Here is a 17,631-nt window from a genome sequence, read left to right on the forward strand (position 1 = left end):
CTCCCCCCTGCACAAGGCGGGGAGCCGGATTGTTTTTATTTGCCCAAGGCTTGGCGCCAGGTCATCTTGCGTCCATTATTCAAAATGGCGCGGCGGTAGATACGGCCGACTAGCACGATAATCAGTGCGGTCACCACAGCCATGAGCACATAGCTAGCTAGCAAGCCCAACCAGCTGAGGTTGCCCCCGGCCACCTGCAGCGGAGCGACCAGCATGGACACCGGCGGCAACCAGGTCATGACTTGCATCCACGTGGCATCCAGGTGCATCCAGCCGAACATCGGTACATACATGGTGGCAAAGACGAGGAACAGAATCGGTGTCTGCGTGGACTGGAGATCCTCGGTGCGCTGCACCATCGAGCCGGCTGCAGCGTAGAGGCTGCCAAAGAAAAGCAGGCCTAGAATCTCGCCAACAAGGAGGACCGCTACCAAGCCATAGTCCAGCTCGATATCACTAGCCAGACCGGACGCAGCAAGAGAGATTGCACCGCCGCCCAGGATGAGGAGGGTGGCCAAGAAGCCGATGATGGTATTGCCCAAAATCTTGCCGGCCAGGAAGTCCGCTGGGCGCACGGACGATAGGATAATTTCCACCACGCGGGAGGACTTTTCCTCGGTGACGCGGCCGCCAATCAGACCAGCGAAAGTCATAACGGAAAAGACTACGACCATGGCTCCGATCATGACGGTGGCAACGCCGGCCAACTTTTGTTCAGTGCCGTCCTCTTCTTCTAGGTTCACCTGGTTGACCGTGGTGGACGGGGTAGCCTTTTCTAACTCTTGTGGGTCGATATTGAGCTTATCCAGCGCCGTTGCTTGTGCTTGAGAAGCAACGATTTGGTTGACCGTGGTAGTTACCGCGGCAGGTGTATCGCCCTTGCTGAGGAGATCCCAGCCGTCGTTCTCTGCCGGTACTAGGGCGGCATCGGCCTCGTCATTTTCCACCAATTGCTGGGCTTCCGCGCGGTCTTTTGCCTCTGTGGCATCGATACCGGAATCATCAAAGGCAGACGCTTCCATCCCCACGATGGCTACGGAATCCGGTTCGTCATCGCCGCTGAAGAAATTGATAGCAATGGGGGCGATAATGGCACCGAGGATGAGCAGCAGCATGGTGCCCACCACCATTTTCGACTTCAGTGCGACTGCCATTTCACGCTTGGCTACAACCCCGATGGTCTTCATTGCGGAATACTGCATGGCCTAGGCCTCCTCGTTCTGGTTGCTGGTGACGACGTCCTGGAATAGTTCGGTGAGATCCGGAATCTTGCGGCCGAAGGAATGCACCGGGCCTGCGGCTAGTGCTGCTTGCAGGATTGCCTGGTCATCGATGGTTTCATCGGCCTCGAGCACGACGGCGTCGGCAGTTTCTGCCACCAGCTCCGTGCTTTCCGGATACCAGCCGCGCGCTGAGGTAGCGACCTCGAAGCGAGGCGGGCCTTGGCTGCGCAGCTTATCGACGCCTCCTTCAGCCACCATATGCCCCTTCGTCACAATGCCCACGCGGTCACACAAGCGCTGCACCAGGTCCAACTGGTGCGAGGAGAAAATGACGGGCACGCCGCGATTGGCGCGCTCGCGCAGCATGTCCGACATGACGTTGACCGCAACCGGGTCTAGGCCGGAGAAAGGCTCGTCCAGAATCAGCATGTCAGGATCATGGATAAGGGAGGCTGCCAGCTGCACCCTCTGCTGGTTGCCCAAAGACAGGTCATCGAGCTTATCGTCCATGCGCTCACCCAGCCCTAACTGTTCAAGGAGCTCAGTGCCGGCGCGCTTGGCGGCGGGTTTATCCATGCCGTGCAGCGTGCCGAGGAAGACCAGCTGGCTAAGCAGCGGCTCTTTGCCATAGAGCCCGCGCTCTTCTGGCATATAACCAATGCGGCGGCGATTATCGTCATTAATTGGGGCGTTATCGAAGTAGACTTCGCCGGAGTCTTTCGCCAGCACACCAAGTGCAATGCGCATGGTGGTGGACTTTCCGGCGCCGTTGGAGCCGACGAAGCCGAAGATTTCGCCTTCGCCAACGCTAAAGGTCATATCCCGCAGGGCTTGAGTCTCCCCGAAGGACTTATTGAGGTGGTCGATGGTCAAGGTGGGCATGTTTAGTCCTCCGAGTTCTGGTTGAAGGTCAGTGCGTAGCCGACAGCGGGCAGGGTGGCAGAGATGAAGTAACTAAAGAGCAGGTAGTAGCCAGCTCCAAGCAAATATTTGGTGCCAATAGTGCCGGTAATGCCTCCGCCTAGGAACCAATTTCCTACGAGGAGGGTGACCAGGCCGCCGGTAAAAAGTAGGGCGGTAGACAGCGTGAACGCCTTTTGTCTCCAGTGATCCAGCACTTTGGCCTCATATTCATCGAGGGTGGCTAGGGGCTTCGTGTCCTTGGAATCTATGGAAATTCGCAGAATGGTCCACGGGATGCACGAGAGCGCGATGGTTATCGACATGGCAATGAGGGCCCAGTGGGCGGAAAATGACAGTGCAATGATGAGGAAAATCGCGGATACAGCTACGCAGCCATACATTGACACGATTAATCCACGGGTGGGGCCGGGACGGCGGAACCGTTTGGCGCGGATCGTTGTTGAAACTGGGTCGTCGTTTGCTGTCATGCACCCAAGTGTTGCATAAACCCAACACTCTGGCAAGAGCTTCTGCAGATTTTCTCTGAAATTGACCCTGACGCAGCGTAAGGCGCGACAATGAAATCATGGACGACATCGATGAAGTTCTTTATACCGTTGGCGAGGTAGCAGCGCTCTTCCGCATTACGGTGCGCACTCTGCATCACTGGGAGGCGCAAGGCTTGCTGTCTCCCACGTGGCGCAGTTGGTCCAACTACCGGCTGTACACCGAGGAAGACTGTGCCCGGGTGCAGAAGATTCTGATCTATCGCGCCACCGGTATGAAATTGACCGATATTAAACAGCTGCTAGATGGCGGTGCCTCCGACTTAGAACATTTGCGGAGGCAAAAGGAGAGCCTGCTTGCGCAGCGCGACAGCCTTACTGACATGCTGGCAGCAATTGACACCTTGATGGAGGATGCAATGAATAACCAAAAGCTCACCACCGAAGAAATCGGACAGATTGTCGGCGATGCCAACTTCGCCGCGCATCAACAAGAAGCCGAGGAGGCCTACGGATCGAGTGAGGATTGGGCTGTGTATCAGCAGCGCACTGCCGGCTGGTCGAAGGAAAACTGGAGCGATGCGCAAGCCGGAGTCGCTGAGGTCGAAAAAGAGCTGGCCCAGGCCGTAGCGAGCGGTGTAGCTGCGGGGTCGGAGGAGGCCCAGGGGATCGTCGAAAAGCACCGCGAAGCATTAAGCGCCTTCTTTCCCGTCACGCCAGCGAAGCACTTCCTAATCTCGCGCGGCTACGTAGCTGACGAACGCTTCCGTGCCCACTATGAGACTCAGCAGGAGGGGTTGGCGCAGTGGCTGGCAGACGCGATTGAGCATGCAGCTAAGGCACAAGGGGTGGATACCGGCAACCCGGAGTGGGGATAGGCGGCTCGTGCACCGTTAGAGAAAGCCGAGACTGCGCGGTCCGATAAAAACAAATAAACCGCTGGTCACCAGAAAATTCTAGTGGCCAGCGGTAACCGTGTCCCCGACAGGGATCGAACCTGCGACCTTCGGTACCGGAAACCGATGCTCTAATCCGCTGAGCTACGGAGACATCGCTGGGAAAATTCCCAACGAGGTGATTTTAGCGCATGTGCAAGCGGGGGACTAAATCAACCCTGGAGCGTCGGTGGTAGTGACTTCACCCGTGCGCAAGTAGTGCACGCCGATGTCATCGACAACCTTATTCCCAGAGGCAAAGTGCGCATGGCCGGGGCCATGGACGGTGACCACGCGGGACTGCATCGGCTGGGAAAGGCTCGTGTGGTACTGGTACGGCGTTTGCGGGTCGCCCGTAGCCTGAATCTGGAGCGGCTTAGTGGCCAGCTTAGAGCCGTCGAGAGGCGCCTGGCCCGTCACTGGCGCACGTCCACCGCAGCCCGCGCCGGAGCCGTAGAGAGAGTTGATGAGGGTGAAGGGATCAACGCTGACGAAGTTGGTCCACAGGTAGCTCGGGTACAGCAGCGGATTTCCAGGCACGGTGTTTTCATTGCAGACGATGAGGTTTTGCATATTCATCGCTTGAGCGACGGACTCTTGATGTTTGCGCAGCGCCTCCGGGTCGGGCTGCTCAGCATCCATGGGCTCGCTGCCGTTTAGGTGCTTGGCAAAGGCATCCCACTGCGCAGGAATCGGGACGAGGTCGCGCGTCATGACCAAAAGCGGGGAGGCTACCTGCACAGCGTTGGGATTTTGAATTTTTTGGCTGAGGAACTCCGCCTGCACGCGCAGTGGGCCGGTGGCGGTCATAATGTCCGCGCCAGGCTGGCCGGCAAACTCGAGGCCTGGAGGCAGGTCACCAATCTTGGCGTTCGGTGGCAAGACAGTAGGGCGTACACCTGCCTCGCGGGCAACCTTCTGCGACCATTTTTCATAGACCTGCAATGGGGTGGTGCCGAGGTGGTACTTGGCGTCATTTTTAGCAATGAACCCAAAGAGATCGTGCAGTGCCTTTTCGTAGCCACGCTGTTGCGAAGCGAAGATGCCGTTCCACGCCAGCTTGGGGCTCATACCCGAATCTAGCAAGACCTTGCCAGTGTGCTCTGGATACTTGGTGGCGTAGGCGGAGCCGAGATAGGTGCCATAGGAGGTGCCGGCGATGTCAATCTTGTCTTCGCCCAAGGCGCGGCGCACCATTTCCCAATCCTGCAGGGTATTCGCAGTGGTCAGTGAGTTGGTATAGCCCGGAGTGTTCTTTTCACAGGCATCGCGGGTGAGCTTTCCTACTTGGAGGCTGCCTTGGATCGGATCGCTGGTGGCCGTGGCATCACACTTGACCGGGGTAGAGCCGGGCAGGCCACGCGGTTGTACGCCGATGGTGTCCCACTCATCGCGCACGGCCTGCGGCCACGGAACAGCGGTATTTCCAGCCCACATATAGGCATCACCACTTGGGCCACCAGGGTTGGTAAACAACGCGCCACGGCGGGCGCCTGGGTTGGCGGCGGGAACGCGCACGAAGCCGACGCTAATGGTGCCGGCATCAGGGTTGTCGTAGTACGTAGGGACCTCGATGCGGCCACACTCGGCGCTGTCGATGTCCACCTGCTCTGGGCAGTCTTCCCAGGAAATGGCGGGCTTGGTGTCTTGTGGCGCGGCCGTGGCAATCGGTGCAGTAACACCAATGGCGACCGCAGCAGCACCGAGCGTGGCCGCAAGTTTAGAAGAAAAAGAAAGCATAGGTTAGGTCTCCAGAATAAAAATAATTGGTAGACCTAGCCTATGCTTTCTTGATGCCTTTGGCATCATATTCACAGTAGGTGGGTGCCCTCACCGGCCGGGGGAGGGCTATGCAACCTACTTGACGATGAGGACGATGAGATCACGCGGGCCGTGTACCCCCTCGACGCGAGCGAGCTCGATATCAGAGGTAGCGGACGGGCCAGAGATCCACGTTGCCGGCTTCTCCGGGTTCATACGGGAGATGACCTCGGGGATGCCGTAGACGATCTCATCCTGGTAGACGATGCACAGGTGGCGATCCGGAACCAGGGTGAGCGCGCGACGGCCGCAACGCTCATCAGACTGGAGCACGATGGTGCCGGTCTGGGCGGAGGTGACGTGGGAATAAGTGACCACAGCGTCGGTCTCATTCAGCGTGCGCGGATCGACGGACCTATCGTCCGGCTTGGCGTCGAAGCCCTCGAAGAGGGTGGCATCCATGCCTTCGGCGTAACGAATGTCGTTGCACTCGCGGTCCTTGAGGATCGTGGCGATGGCCTGCTTGAGCTCGCCTTCCTCGGTGACGTGCACCTCGGCCTTGTAATCCTCGAGTCGGTCAATGAGCATATCGCGCAGCTCGTCCGCGTTCAGGGTGCCCTCGTGGTGGTAGTCGCGCGGGGCATCAACGTGGTCGGGGAGACCAGCCTGCTTCTGAGCGGAGCGGATGCGGCTTAGGATTTCCTGCTTTGCGTTCACTTTTGGGACTCCTCACGGGCCTCGGCAAGAAGCTCCTTGCCTTCTTCGGACTCGAACCACTGGCGGAAGGACTTCTTTGGCGGAACCGCAGTATCGCGGCCTTCGGACCAACCGGACATAAACAGTGGCAGGGATTCGATGGTCTTGTTGGTGCCACCCAAGATGCGGCCCAAGGCGACCATGTGGGTTGCCTTGTTCCACAGCTTCGGGTTGCTCCACAGCAGCTGAATGGTCTTGAAGAGCTTCGGCTCGATTGGTGGGGTGGCGTGGGTGACCTTCTGGTGGCGGTTTTCCAAAATGACGTCAGAAAGCGGAATCTTCACCGGGCACACCTCGTCGCAGCGGCCGCACAAGGAGCATGCATAAGGCAGGCTGGCGGAAGGATCGTTGTGGTCCTTCATGCCGGTCAGCTGCGGCGTCAGGGAAATGCCGATCGGGCCAGGGTAGACGGAGCCGTAGGCGTGGCCGCCGGCGCGCTCGTAGACCGGGCAAACATTCAGGCAAGCCGAGCAACGGATGCACTTAAGGGCCTGGTGGCCAATCGGGGAGGACAGGGCCGCGGTACGGCCGTTATCCAGCAGGACCAAGTGGAAGTTCTGCGGGCCATCGCCCTCAGTAACACCGGACCACATGGAGGTGTATGGGTTCATGCGCTCCGCGGTGGAAGAACGCGGCAGCAGCTGGAGGAAGACCTCCAAGTCCTGGAAGGTTGGGACCAGCTTCTCAATGCCCATGACGGTAATGAGGGTCTCTGGCAGGGTCAGGCACATGCGGCCATTGCCCTCGGACTCCACGATGTTGATGGTGCCGGTTTCTGCCACGCCGAAGTTGGCGCCGGAAATGGCAACCTTGGCCTTCATGAACTGCTCGCGCAGGAACTGGCGGGAAGCCTCGGCCAACTCTGCCGGCTCTGCCTGCAGGGAGTCATCGGTATTCGGCATCTTGTTGACGAAGATATCGCGAATCTCCGCGCGGTTGCGGTGGATTGCCGGAACCAGAATGTGGGACGGCTTATCTTCGCCCAACTGCACGATGAGCTCTGCCAAGTCGGTCTCGCGAGCGTTAATGCCTGCTGCCTCCAAGTGCTCGTTCATGCCGATTTCCTGGGTGGCCATGGACTTAACCTTGACCACATCAGTCTCGCCGGTGGCGCGAATCAGACCCTCAATGATCTGGTTAGCTTCCTTGGCATCGCGTGCCCAGTGGACGATGCCGCCGCGAGCTTTAACTGCCTCTTCGAACTGCTCGAGCAGTTCGGGCATGCGGGCTGCAACATCTTCCTTGATGGCGGAACCAGCAGCGCGCAGCTCCTGCCAATCATCCAGCTCTTCTACAGCGTTGGAGCGCTTCTCCCGAATAGTGGTGGTAGCGTGCTGCAGGTTGTGGCGCTGGGTGGCGTTATTCAGGCCAACGTGTGCCAGGGGAACAAAGGCCTTGCTGCCGCGCAGGTTGCCGTAGCCTTCCGGCGCGCGCGGTGGGGTGGTATCGAGGAAAGAGGTCATTAGAGCATCGTCTCCTTGGAGTAAGCGGCGGAGGTAGGAGTCCATGGGTGCTCCTTGGTAGAAGCCAAGATCTCAGCCATGTGAACGGCGCGGATACCGGAACGCTGGCGGCTCAGGGCACCACCGATGTTCATCAGGCAGGAAGAGTCACCGCCGGTGACGTATTCAGCCTCGGTTTCCTTAACGTGGCGGGTCTTATCGGTGACCATCGCACGGGATACCTCTGCATTCTTGATGGCGAAGGTACCGCCGAAGCCACAGCATTCTTCCTTATTGGGAAGTGTGACTAGGTCAATTCCTTCTACTTCTTGGAGAAGCTGCAGTGGGCGGTCTCCCAGCTTCAAAAAGCGCAGGCCGTGGCAGGAGGGGTGGTACGTTACGCGGTGCGGGAAGAATGCGCCGACGTTGGTCACACCGGCGATATCCACTAGGAATTCTGGGAGATCCAGGGTCTTCTGAGTGGTCTTGCGTGCACCGTCGACGTCGGCGGAGTTGCCAAATCGGTCAGCGATGCGCTCGTGCTGCTCGCGAACGGCGCCGACGCAGGAGCCGGAGGCCGCGACGACATAATCAATGGAGGGATCGGCAAAGGCATCCGCATAAGAGCGGATCATTCCCAGGGTTTCCTTCTGGTAGCCGGTATTGATGTGCATCTGGCCGCAGCAGGTCTGCTCCTCCGGGAAGACCACCTCGTGGCCCAAGCGGGAGAGAACCAATGCCGTTGCTTTTTGTACGTCCGGGAAAAGGGCGTCACCAATGCAAGTGGAAAATAGCGCAATGCGCATACGGTGCTCCTCGTTGATTTTTTACATGGGGGTAGTCATAACTCTACTCCTTTTAACCAGTACGTGCGTAATGCGTCCCCCGCTTGACCAGCAATTATTTCGCAATATTAGTGTTGCAGAAAACTGCTATCAACCGTTTGCGCTGCAAAGGTGAACTTTTTGCTACAGCTCTTTTCACACTCGTCTTTTCAGTGAACTAGAATCGTGCGACATGACTCCAGCTGATTTGGCCACACTAATCAAAGAAACCGCCACCAAGGTTATGGTGGACCACGACCTTGATTCCTCCGTTTTGCCTGAAACGGTCACTGTAGAGCGACCTCGTAACCCTGAGCACGGTGACTATGCCACCAACGTGGCGCTGCAGGTAGCTAAGAAGGCCGGTGCTCACCCACGCGAGCTAGGCGGCTGGCTGGCAGCGGCACTCGCGGATGATGAGGCCATTTCTGAAGCAGATATTGCCGGCCCAGGCTTTATTAATATTCGTCTTGCTGCCGATGCACAGGGAGAGATCGTTGCCCAAATCCTGCGGGCGGGCCAGGATTATGGCTCTAATGACTCCTTTACCGGCAAGAAAGTAAATCTGGAGTTTGTTTCCGCTAACCCGACTGGGCCGATTCACTTGGGCGGTACTCGCTGGGCGGCTGTGGGCGATTCTCTCGGCCGCGTATTGGAAGCATCCGGCGCGCAGGTTACCCGCGAGTATTACTTCAACGACCACGGCGGCCAGATTGATCGTTTTGCCCGATCCTTGGTTGCCGCAGCCAAAGGGGAGCCGACCCCAGAGGACGGCTATGGTGGTGCCTATATTCAAGACATTGCTGCCGCCGTGGTGGAAAAGAATCCTTCCGCGCTCGAGGGCACTGCCGATGAGGTTCAAGAGGCCTTCCGTGCGGATGGCGTGGAAATGATGTTCGCGCAAATCAAGCAATCCCTGCACGAGTTTGGCGTGGACTTTGATGTCTACTTCCACGAGAACTCTCTCTTCGAATTCGGTGCAGTCGATGCCGCGCTGGAAAAGCTCAAGGCTGAAGGCCATATGTACGAGGCCGACAATGCGTGGTGGCTCAAGTCCACCGATTATGGTGATTCCAAGGACCGCGTGGTGGTTAAGTCCGATGGCAATGCAGCTTATATTGCAGGTGACATTGCCTACGTGGCCGATAAGTTCGACCGCGGCCACGATTTGAATATTTACATGCTGGGTGCTGACCACCACGGCTATGTGCCGCGCTTGAAGGCTGCCGCAGCCGCCTTGGGCTACAACGCCGACGCCGTCGAGGTGCTCATTGGCCAGCTGGTCAACCTGCTGCGCGATGGCCAGCCAGTGCGCATGTCCAAGCGTGCGGGCACAGTCATCACCATGGAAGACCTTGTTTCGGCTATTGGCGTAGATGCCGCGCGTTACTCGTTGGTGCGCTCTTCTGTGGACCAGAGCATCGATATTGACTTAGGCCTGTGGGAATCCCAGTCCTCCGATAACCCCGTCTACTACGTGCAATACGGCCACGCCCGCCTGTGCTCCATCGGCCGCAAGGCAGCCGAGCTGGGCATCGATTCGGACGGTGCAGACCTCTCCTTGCTCACCCATGATCGCGAGGGCGACCTCATCCGCACCCTGGGCGAGTTCCCGGCCGTGGTGGAAGAAGCCGCGCAGCTGCGCGAGCCGCACCGCATCGCCCGCTATGCCGAGGACCTCGCTGCGGTATTCCACCGTTTCTATGACTCCTGCCAGGTCCTTCCCAAGGCTGGCGAGGACGAAGCTCCTATCCACGGCGCCCGCCTCGCGTTGGCGCAAGCCTCCCGCGTGGTCTTGGCCAATGCCTTGACCATGGTGGGAGTAAGCACCCCGGAGAAGATGTAAATGGCGGATTTCAATGAGCTGCCGGCCCACGTCTGGCCGCGCAATGCAAAGCGCGAGGAAGACGGCGTAGTAACCATTGCTGGTGTTCCGCTGCCGGATTTGGCGGAGGAATTCCAGACCCCACTTTATGTCTTCGATGAAGATGACTTCCGGTCCCGCTGCCAGGACATGGCCCGCGCGTTCGGTGGGCCCGAGCATGTGCACTATGCCTCCAAGGCCTTCATCTCAAAGAAGATCGTGAACTGGGTCAATGAGGAAGGCCTGTGCTTGGACGCGGCCTCGCTCAATGAGCTCAAAATTGCCTTGGCCGCAGAGTTTCCGGCCAAGCGCATCACCACGCACGGCAACAATAAGGACGATGAATACCTACGTTTGTGTGTAGACGCCGGCGTGGGCCACGTGGTTATTGACAACGAGCTCGAGCTGGAAGAACTTAACCGAATTGCCGCCGAGGCCGGCAAGGTCCAGCCGGTGATGATCCGCGTCAAGCCGGGTGTTGATGCGCATACGCACGAATTCATCGCCACGGCGCATGAGGACCAAAAGTTCGGCATTTCGCTCGCCACGGGCGCGGCTTTTGCTGCGGCCAAGCGTTGCTTGGAAGCGGACAACCTGCACCTAAGCGGCCTGCACTGCCACGTGGGATCCCAGGTCTTTAATGCGGAGGGCTTCAAACTTGCCGCGGAGCGCGTCATGGGGCTGTACCGCCAGATTTATACCGAGCTCGGCGTGACACTGGAAGAGCTCGATCTGGGCGGCGGCTTTGGTATTCCCTACATGCCTTATGAGGAGGCGCTGGATATCGAGCGCGTGGCCGGCGATATGCTCGGCGCGGTCAAGCACACCGCAGAGGAGTTGGGCATTGAGGCGCCCTTCCTCTTGGTTGAGCCCGGTCGCTCCTTGGTTGCCGGCTCGGCGGTGACCGTCTACCGCGTGGGTACCGTCAAGGATGTAGAAACTGGCAAGTCGGATCTGCCGCTGCGTCGCTATATCTCCGTCGATGGTGGAATGTCAGATAATATCCGGCCAGCGCTCTACGGTTCGGCCTATGACGTGCGGGTGGTCAACCGCTTTAGCGATGGGGAAGAGGTGCCCTCCCGCGTGGTGGGCTTCCATTGCGAGTCCGGCGATATTCTCCTTGAGGACGGCGAGCTGCCTAATGATATCCAGTCGGGGGACTTGATCGCCTTTGCGGCGACTGGGGGCTACCAGTACATGATGTCTTCGCGCTATAACGGTGCGGTGCGTCCGGCGGTCGTCGCCACCCGCGTAGGCGAGACCAAGCCTATGCTGCGCCGAGAGACCATCGAGGATCTTCTTTCCCTCGAAGTGGACTAGCCTAGGCACTCGGTCCCCGTCACAGCGCCTAATTTAATTCAGGCCCTGTGACGGGGGATTTTCTATTTATAGACCCATTTACGGCGAAAGTAGACAGCTTGTTCTGTATAGTGTCCTGTATCCGCAATTAGCGGGCACTAAACCTTTACCCCAACCGCACAATGGAGACGGATTATGGCTGCATCGACTAGCGAGCTTCAGGCACACGAGCATTCCGGCAAGGGCGAGGGCGAGACCGTTGGTATCGCGCTGCTGGGCTTCGGCACCGTTGGTGCTGAGGTCTTTCGCTTGCTGGGGGAGAATGCTCATGCCTTTGCTCACCGCATCGGTGGTCCAGCCGAGATTCGCGGCATAGCCATCCACAATAAGAATAAGCTGCGCCCGGGCGTGCCCCAGGAGCTTTTGACCGATGACGCCAAGGCGCTCGTCGCCCGCGATGATATCGACCTCGTGGTTGAGGTCATCGGCGGTATCGACTTCCCACGCGAGCTGGTCCTCGCCGCACTCAATTCCGGAAAGTCCGTGGTAACCGCCAATAAGGCCCTAGTTGCCGCGCACGCAGACGAGCTGGCGGAGGCCGCCGACCGCGCCGGTGTAGATCTCTACTTTGAGGCTGCCGTAGCCGCCGCGATTCCGGTGGTAGGCATGCTGCGGCGCTCCTTGGCCGGCGATCAGGTAGAGCGCATCTCCGGCATCGTCAATGGCACTACTAACTTCATCTTGGACGCGATGGAGTCCACGGGCGCTTCCTATGATGAAGCGCTGGCGGAGGCTACCCGTTTGGGCTATGCCGAGGCCGATCCCACTGCGGATGTAGAGGGCCATGACGCAGCCTCCAAGGCCGCCATCATGGCGTCTTTGGGCTTCCACACTCGCGTGAAGTTCGAGGACGTCCACTGCGAGGGCATTACCAAGGTCACCGCCGCGGATATCGCCGCGGCCAATGATGCCGGCTATTCCATCAAGCTGCTGGCCATTTGCGAGCGCCTTAAGCGTGAGGACGGCTCCGAGGCGGTCAATGCCCGCGTGCACCCCACGTTGGTGCCCAAGGAGCACCCATTGGCTTCCGTGAGCGAGTCTTATAATGCCATCTTCGTCGAGGCCGAGGCCGCAGGTTCCCTGATGTTCTACGGCAATGGTGCGGGCGGCAATCCTACGGCTTCTGCCGTGCTTGGCGACGTCGTCGGGGCAGCCCGCAATATCGTCCACGGCGGCCGCGCACCGGGCGAGAATACCTATGCCAACCTGCCTATCGCAGACTTCGGTGAGGTAGAAACCCGCTACCACATCGATATGGAAGTCCAAGACCGCACCGGCGTCCTAGCCGCCATCTCCGCAGTGTTTGCTGACAACGGCGTTTCCCTGCGCACCGTGCGCCAGGAAGACGGCGAGGACACCGCCCGCCTCATCGTGGTCACCCATGCCGCGAAGGAGGCCACCTTGGACACCATTGTGGCTGCCTTGGGCGAGCTCGAAGAGGTCAAGGCCGTTCATTCCGTAATCCGCCTCGGCAGCTAGCCCGGGCCCCATAGACTGGATAGCTATGAGTATCGAAGTTGAAGTCGGCACTAAAGCCATTGTGACCGTTCCTGCCTCCACGGCGAACCTGGGCCCAGGATATGACACCTTGGGCATGGCGTTGAGCCTGTATGACACCGTCGAGGTAGAGGTCACCACCTCGGGCCTTACGGTGGAAATTTTCGGCGAGGGCACAGAAGACCTTCCGCGCGATGGCTCCCACTTGGTGGTCAAGGCGATTCGCTCCGCACTCTCGGCGGCCGACGCCACGGTGCCCGGCCTGCGCGTGGTCTCGCATAATAATATCCCGCAGTCTCGTGGCCTGGGCTCTTCCGCCTCCGCCGCAGTCGCGGGCGTGGCCGCCGGCAATGCGCTGGCGGGAAGCCCCCTGACCCAAGAGCAAGTGGTGCAGCTTTCTTCCGCCTTTGAGGGCCACCCCGATAATGCGGCCGCCTCCGTGTTGGGTGACGCCGTGGTGTCGTGGACCAATGTCCCTGTCGACGGCCATTCTTTGCCGGACTACCGCGCCGCGTCCATCAAGGTGCACGAAGATATCCGCGCCACCGCGCTCGTGCCTGATTTCCACGCCTCCACCCAGGCGGTGCGCCGCGTCCTGCCCTCGCACGTGACGCATTCGGATGCGGCGTTCAACGTCTCGCGCACCGCGGTCCAGGTGGCGGCATTGCAGAACTACCCGGATCTCCTGTGGGAGGGAACCCGCGATCGCTTGCACCAGCCGTACCGCGCGGATGTGCTTCCCGTGACCGCGGAGTGGGTCAACCGCCTGCGCAACCGCGGCTATGCGGCCTACCTATCCGGCGCCGGCCCCACCGTCATGGTGTTGCACACCGAGGAAATTGAGGAAAGCATTCTTGCCGACGCCCGCGAGCAGAACCTCCGCGTCATCGACCTCACCGTGGCCGGCCCCGTCCGCGTGGAGCTTACGCAGGCTTAATTTTTAGACGGCACACGTTGGGGTGCTGGCGCGGCACCAAGGTGATCGAGGTGTCATCATCGCTGGTTTCTTGCAGGAAGCCAGCGTGTACCGCGCACAGGAACGGCGAAGGCTCGAGACCCGAAGAGACAAACGGGCAAGCATGAAGCTCGATGTCGGTTGAATCGGGTTTGGTGGCAGGATCAAAGCCCATATCGCGCAGGGTGGCAAAGAGCGTATCGAGCGCGCCATCGGAGGCATCCGTGCCCGCGGCGCGCGCCCAGCGTCGCCCGATCTCGAGGGCCTTGGCCGAGGCGGCGTCATCAAGCTCTTCCGTATCCGCCAGCATCGTGGTCAGCACTTCCACCAAGGTGATGTATTCCTCTGCCACCGCTTTATTATCTGGAATGCGGGCTTGGAAGATGAGGGAGGGACGCCCGCGGCCCTTACTCGGCGCGGATACTACGTTGACGGCCCCAGCGTTGACCAGTTCATCGATGTGTCCGCGGGCGGTGTTGACGTGCATGCCTAGTTCGTCGGCCACGGTGCCGGCCTTGGCGCCTTCGGGGTGGCGTTGCACAGCGGTGAGGACCTCGCGCTGCTTGGGCGAGAGGTTGAGGGCCTCGGGAAAAAGTTCGGTGGTGGGCCGGGGAAGTGAATCAGGCATGGTAGAAATCCGCCTTGGGGGTCTGCGAATACAGAAAAACTAGTTGGGGTGGGCAAAAACGTGTGCTGTAGATATCGCTAAGGATACGATGTTACCCACCGCGACGCCTAAAGCGAACTCGCGGTCTACCGGTACTGTAGCCTCTTGGCCGCCCAGATCAACGCGCAGCTGCGCCGCTGCGAGGCTGGTGGCCTCGACGGCCAAGACGCGCGCTGCCCATTGATTGCAGGCCTCTGGCGCTGCGCCAATTGTGGCCGCCTGCGGGTCAAAGGTCACCGCCACCTTCTGCCCGGGCTCAAAAGACGTATGCTCCGTGGTCGCCAGAACGGAAATATCGCCGCACGCGACCTCGACGGCGGAGGCGCCGATCGCGGTCACGGTTCCTTCGAGGCGGTTGAGACCCGCTAGCGCCGCAACGAAGCCCGTCGGCGGTGCCTCAAGCAGCTGCACGGTTGCGCCGTGGGCCCGCACTTGGCCGGATTCCATGACCAGCATGTCCTGCGCCAGGTGCGCGATATCGAGCGCATCATGGGTAACAAGCAGCGTGGTACGGTCTGCGCGGGCCGCGTGTAAGAAGCGGCGCCACCTCTCGGCCGATGTCACATCGACTGCGGCAAGGGGCTCGTCCACAATCAAGACCGCCGGCCGTGCGGCTAGCGCGCGCACCAGCGCCACGTGGGCGGCCTGGCCGCCGGACAGGGCGGGCACGGGGACGTCGGCAAGCTCGTGCAATCCCGCCGCCGCAAGGAGCTCCTGCGCACGGGTTTTATCGCGGGTGACCATGGCTACCGCCTGCACGGCCGTCGACCTTGGCGGCAAGCCCGGACGCTGGGTGAGAAAGACGATGTCGGCGTGCTCCGGGGAGATCTCCCCGCCGCTCAGGCGCCCGGCAATGCGCCCCATCAAGGTCGTCTTGCCGGAACCATTCGGGCCCACCACGGCCGTTATGGCACGCGGGGAAAAATCCGTGCGCACACCGTCGACGGTCACGGACAGCACCGGCGTATCAGTGGGACGGGTAAGGGCGCGGAGCTTATCGACGTCCATCCCATGCAACCTCCTGGCCTGCGGCTGGTAGCTTCGCCGCCGCAGGGCAGGCAAGCCCGCCAGCGCCAGACAGGCCAAGGCCAACCCTATAAGCAGCGCGGAGAGCACGTACGCGCCATCCGCATCGACCTCGCGCTCCAGATAAATACCCAGCGGCATGGTGCGGGTAACCCCCGGCTGCGAGCCGGCAAAGGTCAGGGTCGTGCCAAATTCGCCCAGCGAGCGCGCGAAGGCCAATCCCGCGCCCGTAGCCAAGGCCGGGGCGATGGAGGGAAGGGTAATTTTGCCCAGGACCTCCCACCGGCCCAAGCCCACGCCGCGCGCAGAGGCGAGGATTTCCTGGTCCAGCTGGCGCAATGCCGAATCAACCGCGACCACCACAAAGGGCAGCGCCACAAAGGTCTGCGCCATAACGACCCCGGGGAAGGCGAAGGCGAGGTGGATGCCTAGGGCGTCGAGAAGCGGGGCCAGGTACCCCTTGCGGCCAAAGGCTGCGGTAAGGGCCAAGCCGCCCACCACCGGTGGCATGGCCAAGGGCAGGTAGACCAAGAGGCGCACTACGGAGCTGCCGCGGCCGAGCTGCTGCACCCACAGGGCCAGCCCCAAACCCAGAACGAGCGCAAGGATCATGGATTGGAAAGCGGCTGCCACTGAGATGAGCAGCATATCCCGGATCTCGTCGCGCGCGAGGTAGTCGCTAATGCGCGCCCATGGCACGCGCAGCCCAAGAGCGGCAACGGGGACGATGATGGTCGCCACCGCGATGAGGCCAATAAGGCCGATAAGAAGCGGGGCTTTGGGGCGAATGGGCTGGGGTGCGGACACAGAACTACTCCGCCGGGTTAAAGCCGCGGTCGCGCCAGGTGGATGCAAAGTCGCCGCTCAGGATATCGAGCACCGCGCGAGCCTGGTCGGGGTGGGATGCTTCTGCGGTAACGGCGCCCAGAATCTGGTTAGTAAATTTCTCTGCCCCAGGAATGTCAATCACCTCGACATCGTCGCCGGCCGCGGCGGCATCGGTGGAGTAGACCCACCCAGCATCCGCCTCGCCCGAGGCAACCTTTCCTAAAACGTCGGCCACCTGGCGCTCCTGGGAGGAAGGATGGACGTCAAGGCGCTTATCGTCGATGATCCGGGAGGAGATATCGCCACAGGGAACTTGGGGATCGCAAAGCACGAAGTGGTGGGAGTGGCGGAGATCCTCCACTGACTGGATTCCCGCCGGGTTGCCCTTGGGTACAACCATGACCATGACATTGGTGGCAAGCACCTCGGGCGTGGCAACCGTGCCATCCTGCACCGCCTTATCCATGGTCTTTTTCGATGCCGTGAGGAGAAGATCGGCCGGGGCGCCCTCGCGCAGCTTGCTCACCAGGTCGGAGGAGCCGCCATTTTCAAAGTTTAGATTTACCGGCGGCGCGAGCTGGCTTGCGCGGCGGGTAAGTTCGTCATTGATGACGCGGGTGGAAGACGCAGCCAGGACATTAAGCGTGGGAGCATCCGCGTCCTGGGCGGAGGTCGTTGATGTTGGGGGAGCGCAGGCCGCTAGGGCGAATGCCATGGCGGCGAGGAATGCGGCGGCGCGCTTCTTCATCTGCGGAGGGCTCCTTCTACGGCGGAGAGTGTGACCTATCCAGGATAGCCCTCCGCTCCGCGAAGGGTTTAGCTCACGCGGGTGAACTTGATGTGGAAGTCGTTTTCTTCTTCCTTGAGGTAGTCCAGCTCGAAGTTCTCCTCGCGAGCCTCGACCTCCTTGAGCAGGGGAACCGGATTATGCGGGGCGATGAGGATCATTGCTTCGCCCACGTTGAGGGTGCCGAGTGCGCCGTGGATGGCGCCGTGGCGAACGGCGTGCGGAATTTCGGAGGCATTCAGAGTTGGGATGGAGTGTGGCTTATTGGCATCGGAGATGGGCAGTTGCATAGCGGGTG

At 60.4% G+C, this 17,631-nt stretch carries 16 protein-coding genes and 1 tRNA gene; 5 read left to right on the forward strand and 12 right to left on the reverse strand.

Translation table 11 applies throughout. The features are described 5' to 3' along the window. Window positions 1-35: 35 nt before the first annotated feature. From QKD99_RS03890 to QKD99_RS03900, 3 genes are read right to left on the reverse strand one after another with little or no spacing between them, the layout of a single operon-like run. On the reverse strand, window positions 36-1,202 hold the full coding sequence (locus tag QKD99_RS03890) for an ABC transporter permease (protein WP_347950761.1): 1,167 nt from the start codon (window positions 1,200-1,202) through the stop codon (window positions 36-38). Between the two features lie 3 nt (window positions 1,203-1,205). Beyond that, window positions 1,206-2,105, reverse strand: a complete 900-nt coding sequence (locus QKD99_RS03895) for an ATP-binding cassette domain-containing protein (protein ID WP_347950762.1) — start codon at window positions 2,103-2,105, stop codon at window positions 1,206-1,208. A gap of 2 nt (window positions 2,106-2,107) precedes the next feature. Next, entirely contained in the window at window positions 2,108-2,614 is a 507-nt protein-coding gene (locus tag QKD99_RS03900) for a hypothetical protein (RefSeq protein WP_347950763.1), read from the reverse strand. A gap of 98 nt (window positions 2,615-2,712) precedes the next feature. Here QKD99_RS03900 and QKD99_RS03905 point away from each other — a divergent pair, with 98 nt between their 5' ends. Beyond that, window positions 2,713-3,510: a MerR family transcriptional regulator gene (locus tag QKD99_RS03905; protein ID WP_347950764.1), complete on the forward strand. Its 798-nt coding sequence runs from the start codon at window positions 2,713-2,715 to the stop codon at window positions 3,508-3,510. 98 nt (window positions 3,511-3,608) lie between these two features. Here QKD99_RS03905 and QKD99_RS03910 read toward each other — a convergent pair. From QKD99_RS03910 to QKD99_RS03930, 5 genes are all read right to left on the reverse strand, one after another. Then, window positions 3,609-3,682: transfer RNA gene (locus QKD99_RS03910), tRNA-Arg, on the reverse strand. Between the two features lie 53 nt (window positions 3,683-3,735). Next, entirely contained in the window at window positions 3,736-5,307 is a 1,572-nt protein-coding gene (locus tag QKD99_RS03915) for an alpha/beta fold hydrolase (protein WP_347950765.1), read from the reverse strand. A 117-nt stretch (window positions 5,308-5,424) separates the two neighbouring features. Continuing rightward, the gene (locus QKD99_RS03920) at window positions 5,425-6,045 is read right to left on the reverse strand and encodes an LUD domain-containing protein (RefSeq protein ID WP_239272894.1); all 621 of its coding nucleotides are present in this window, start codon (window positions 6,043-6,045) and stop codon (window positions 5,425-5,427) included. Further along, window positions 6,042-7,547 carry a lactate utilization protein B gene (locus QKD99_RS03925; protein ID WP_049378357.1) on the reverse strand — a complete coding sequence of 502 codons (1,506 nt, stop codon included), beginning with the start codon at window positions 7,545-7,547 and terminating at the stop codon, window positions 6,042-6,044. Before QKD99_RS03925 ends, QKD99_RS03920 begins: the two co-directional genes overlap by 4 nt. Further along, window positions 7,547-8,332: a (Fe-S)-binding protein gene (locus tag QKD99_RS03930; RefSeq protein ID WP_198493254.1), complete on the reverse strand. Its 786-nt coding sequence runs from the start codon at window positions 8,330-8,332 to the stop codon at window positions 7,547-7,549. Before QKD99_RS03930 ends, QKD99_RS03925 begins: the two co-directional genes overlap by 1 nt. 211 nt (window positions 8,333-8,543) lie before the next feature. Here QKD99_RS03930 and argS point away from each other — a divergent pair, with 211 nt between their 5' ends. The 4 genes from argS (at window position 8,544) to thrB (ending at window position 14,007) form a co-directional block, all read left to right on the forward strand. After that, complete coding sequence (argS, locus tag QKD99_RS03935; RefSeq protein WP_347950766.1) at window positions 8,544-10,196, forward strand: arginine--tRNA ligase; 1,653 nt, start codon at window positions 8,544-8,546, stop codon at window positions 10,194-10,196. After that, window positions 10,197-11,534, forward strand: coding sequence for a diaminopimelate decarboxylase (lysA, locus tag QKD99_RS03940; RefSeq protein WP_284836457.1), 1,338 nt, complete (start codon window positions 10,197-10,199; stop codon window positions 11,532-11,534). A 174-nt stretch (window positions 11,535-11,708) separates the two neighbouring features. Then, on the forward strand, window positions 11,709-13,052 hold the full coding sequence (locus QKD99_RS03945; RefSeq protein WP_347950767.1) for a homoserine dehydrogenase: 1,344 nt from the start codon (window positions 11,709-11,711) through the stop codon (window positions 13,050-13,052). Between the two features lie 25 nt (window positions 13,053-13,077). Continuing rightward, the gene (thrB, locus tag QKD99_RS03950) at window positions 13,078-14,007 is read left to right on the forward strand and encodes a homoserine kinase (RefSeq protein ID WP_347950768.1); all 930 of its coding nucleotides are present in this window, start codon (window positions 13,078-13,080) and stop codon (window positions 14,005-14,007) included. Here thrB and QKD99_RS03955 read toward each other — a convergent pair. The 4 genes from QKD99_RS03955 to QKD99_RS03970 form a co-directional block, all read right to left on the reverse strand. Next, complete coding sequence (locus tag QKD99_RS03955) at window positions 13,994-14,653, reverse strand: helix-turn-helix domain-containing protein (protein WP_294165078.1); 660 nt, start codon at window positions 14,651-14,653, stop codon at window positions 13,994-13,996. The two genes, thrB and QKD99_RS03955, sit on opposite strands and share 14 nt — an antisense overlap. A 39-nt stretch (window positions 14,654-14,692) precedes the next feature. After that, window positions 14,693-16,525, reverse strand: coding sequence for an ATP-binding cassette domain-containing protein (locus QKD99_RS03960; RefSeq protein ID WP_347950769.1), 1,833 nt, complete (start codon window positions 16,523-16,525; stop codon window positions 14,693-14,695). A 4-nt stretch (window positions 16,526-16,529) separates the two neighbouring features. Then, complete coding sequence (gene modA, locus QKD99_RS03965) at window positions 16,530-17,294, reverse strand: molybdate ABC transporter substrate-binding protein (RefSeq protein WP_347950770.1); 765 nt, start codon at window positions 17,292-17,294, stop codon at window positions 16,530-16,532. Window positions 17,295-17,362: 68 nt separating this feature from the next. Next, entirely contained in the window at window positions 17,363-17,623 is a 261-nt protein-coding gene (locus tag QKD99_RS03970) for a DUF2249 domain-containing protein (RefSeq protein WP_239235769.1), read from the reverse strand. Between the last annotated feature and the right edge of the window lie 8 nt (window positions 17,624-17,631).

This window comes from Corynebacterium sp. c3Ub_189 (assembly GCF_039907195.1).
GTDB lineage: Bacteria > Actinomycetota > Actinomycetes > Mycobacteriales > Mycobacteriaceae > Corynebacterium.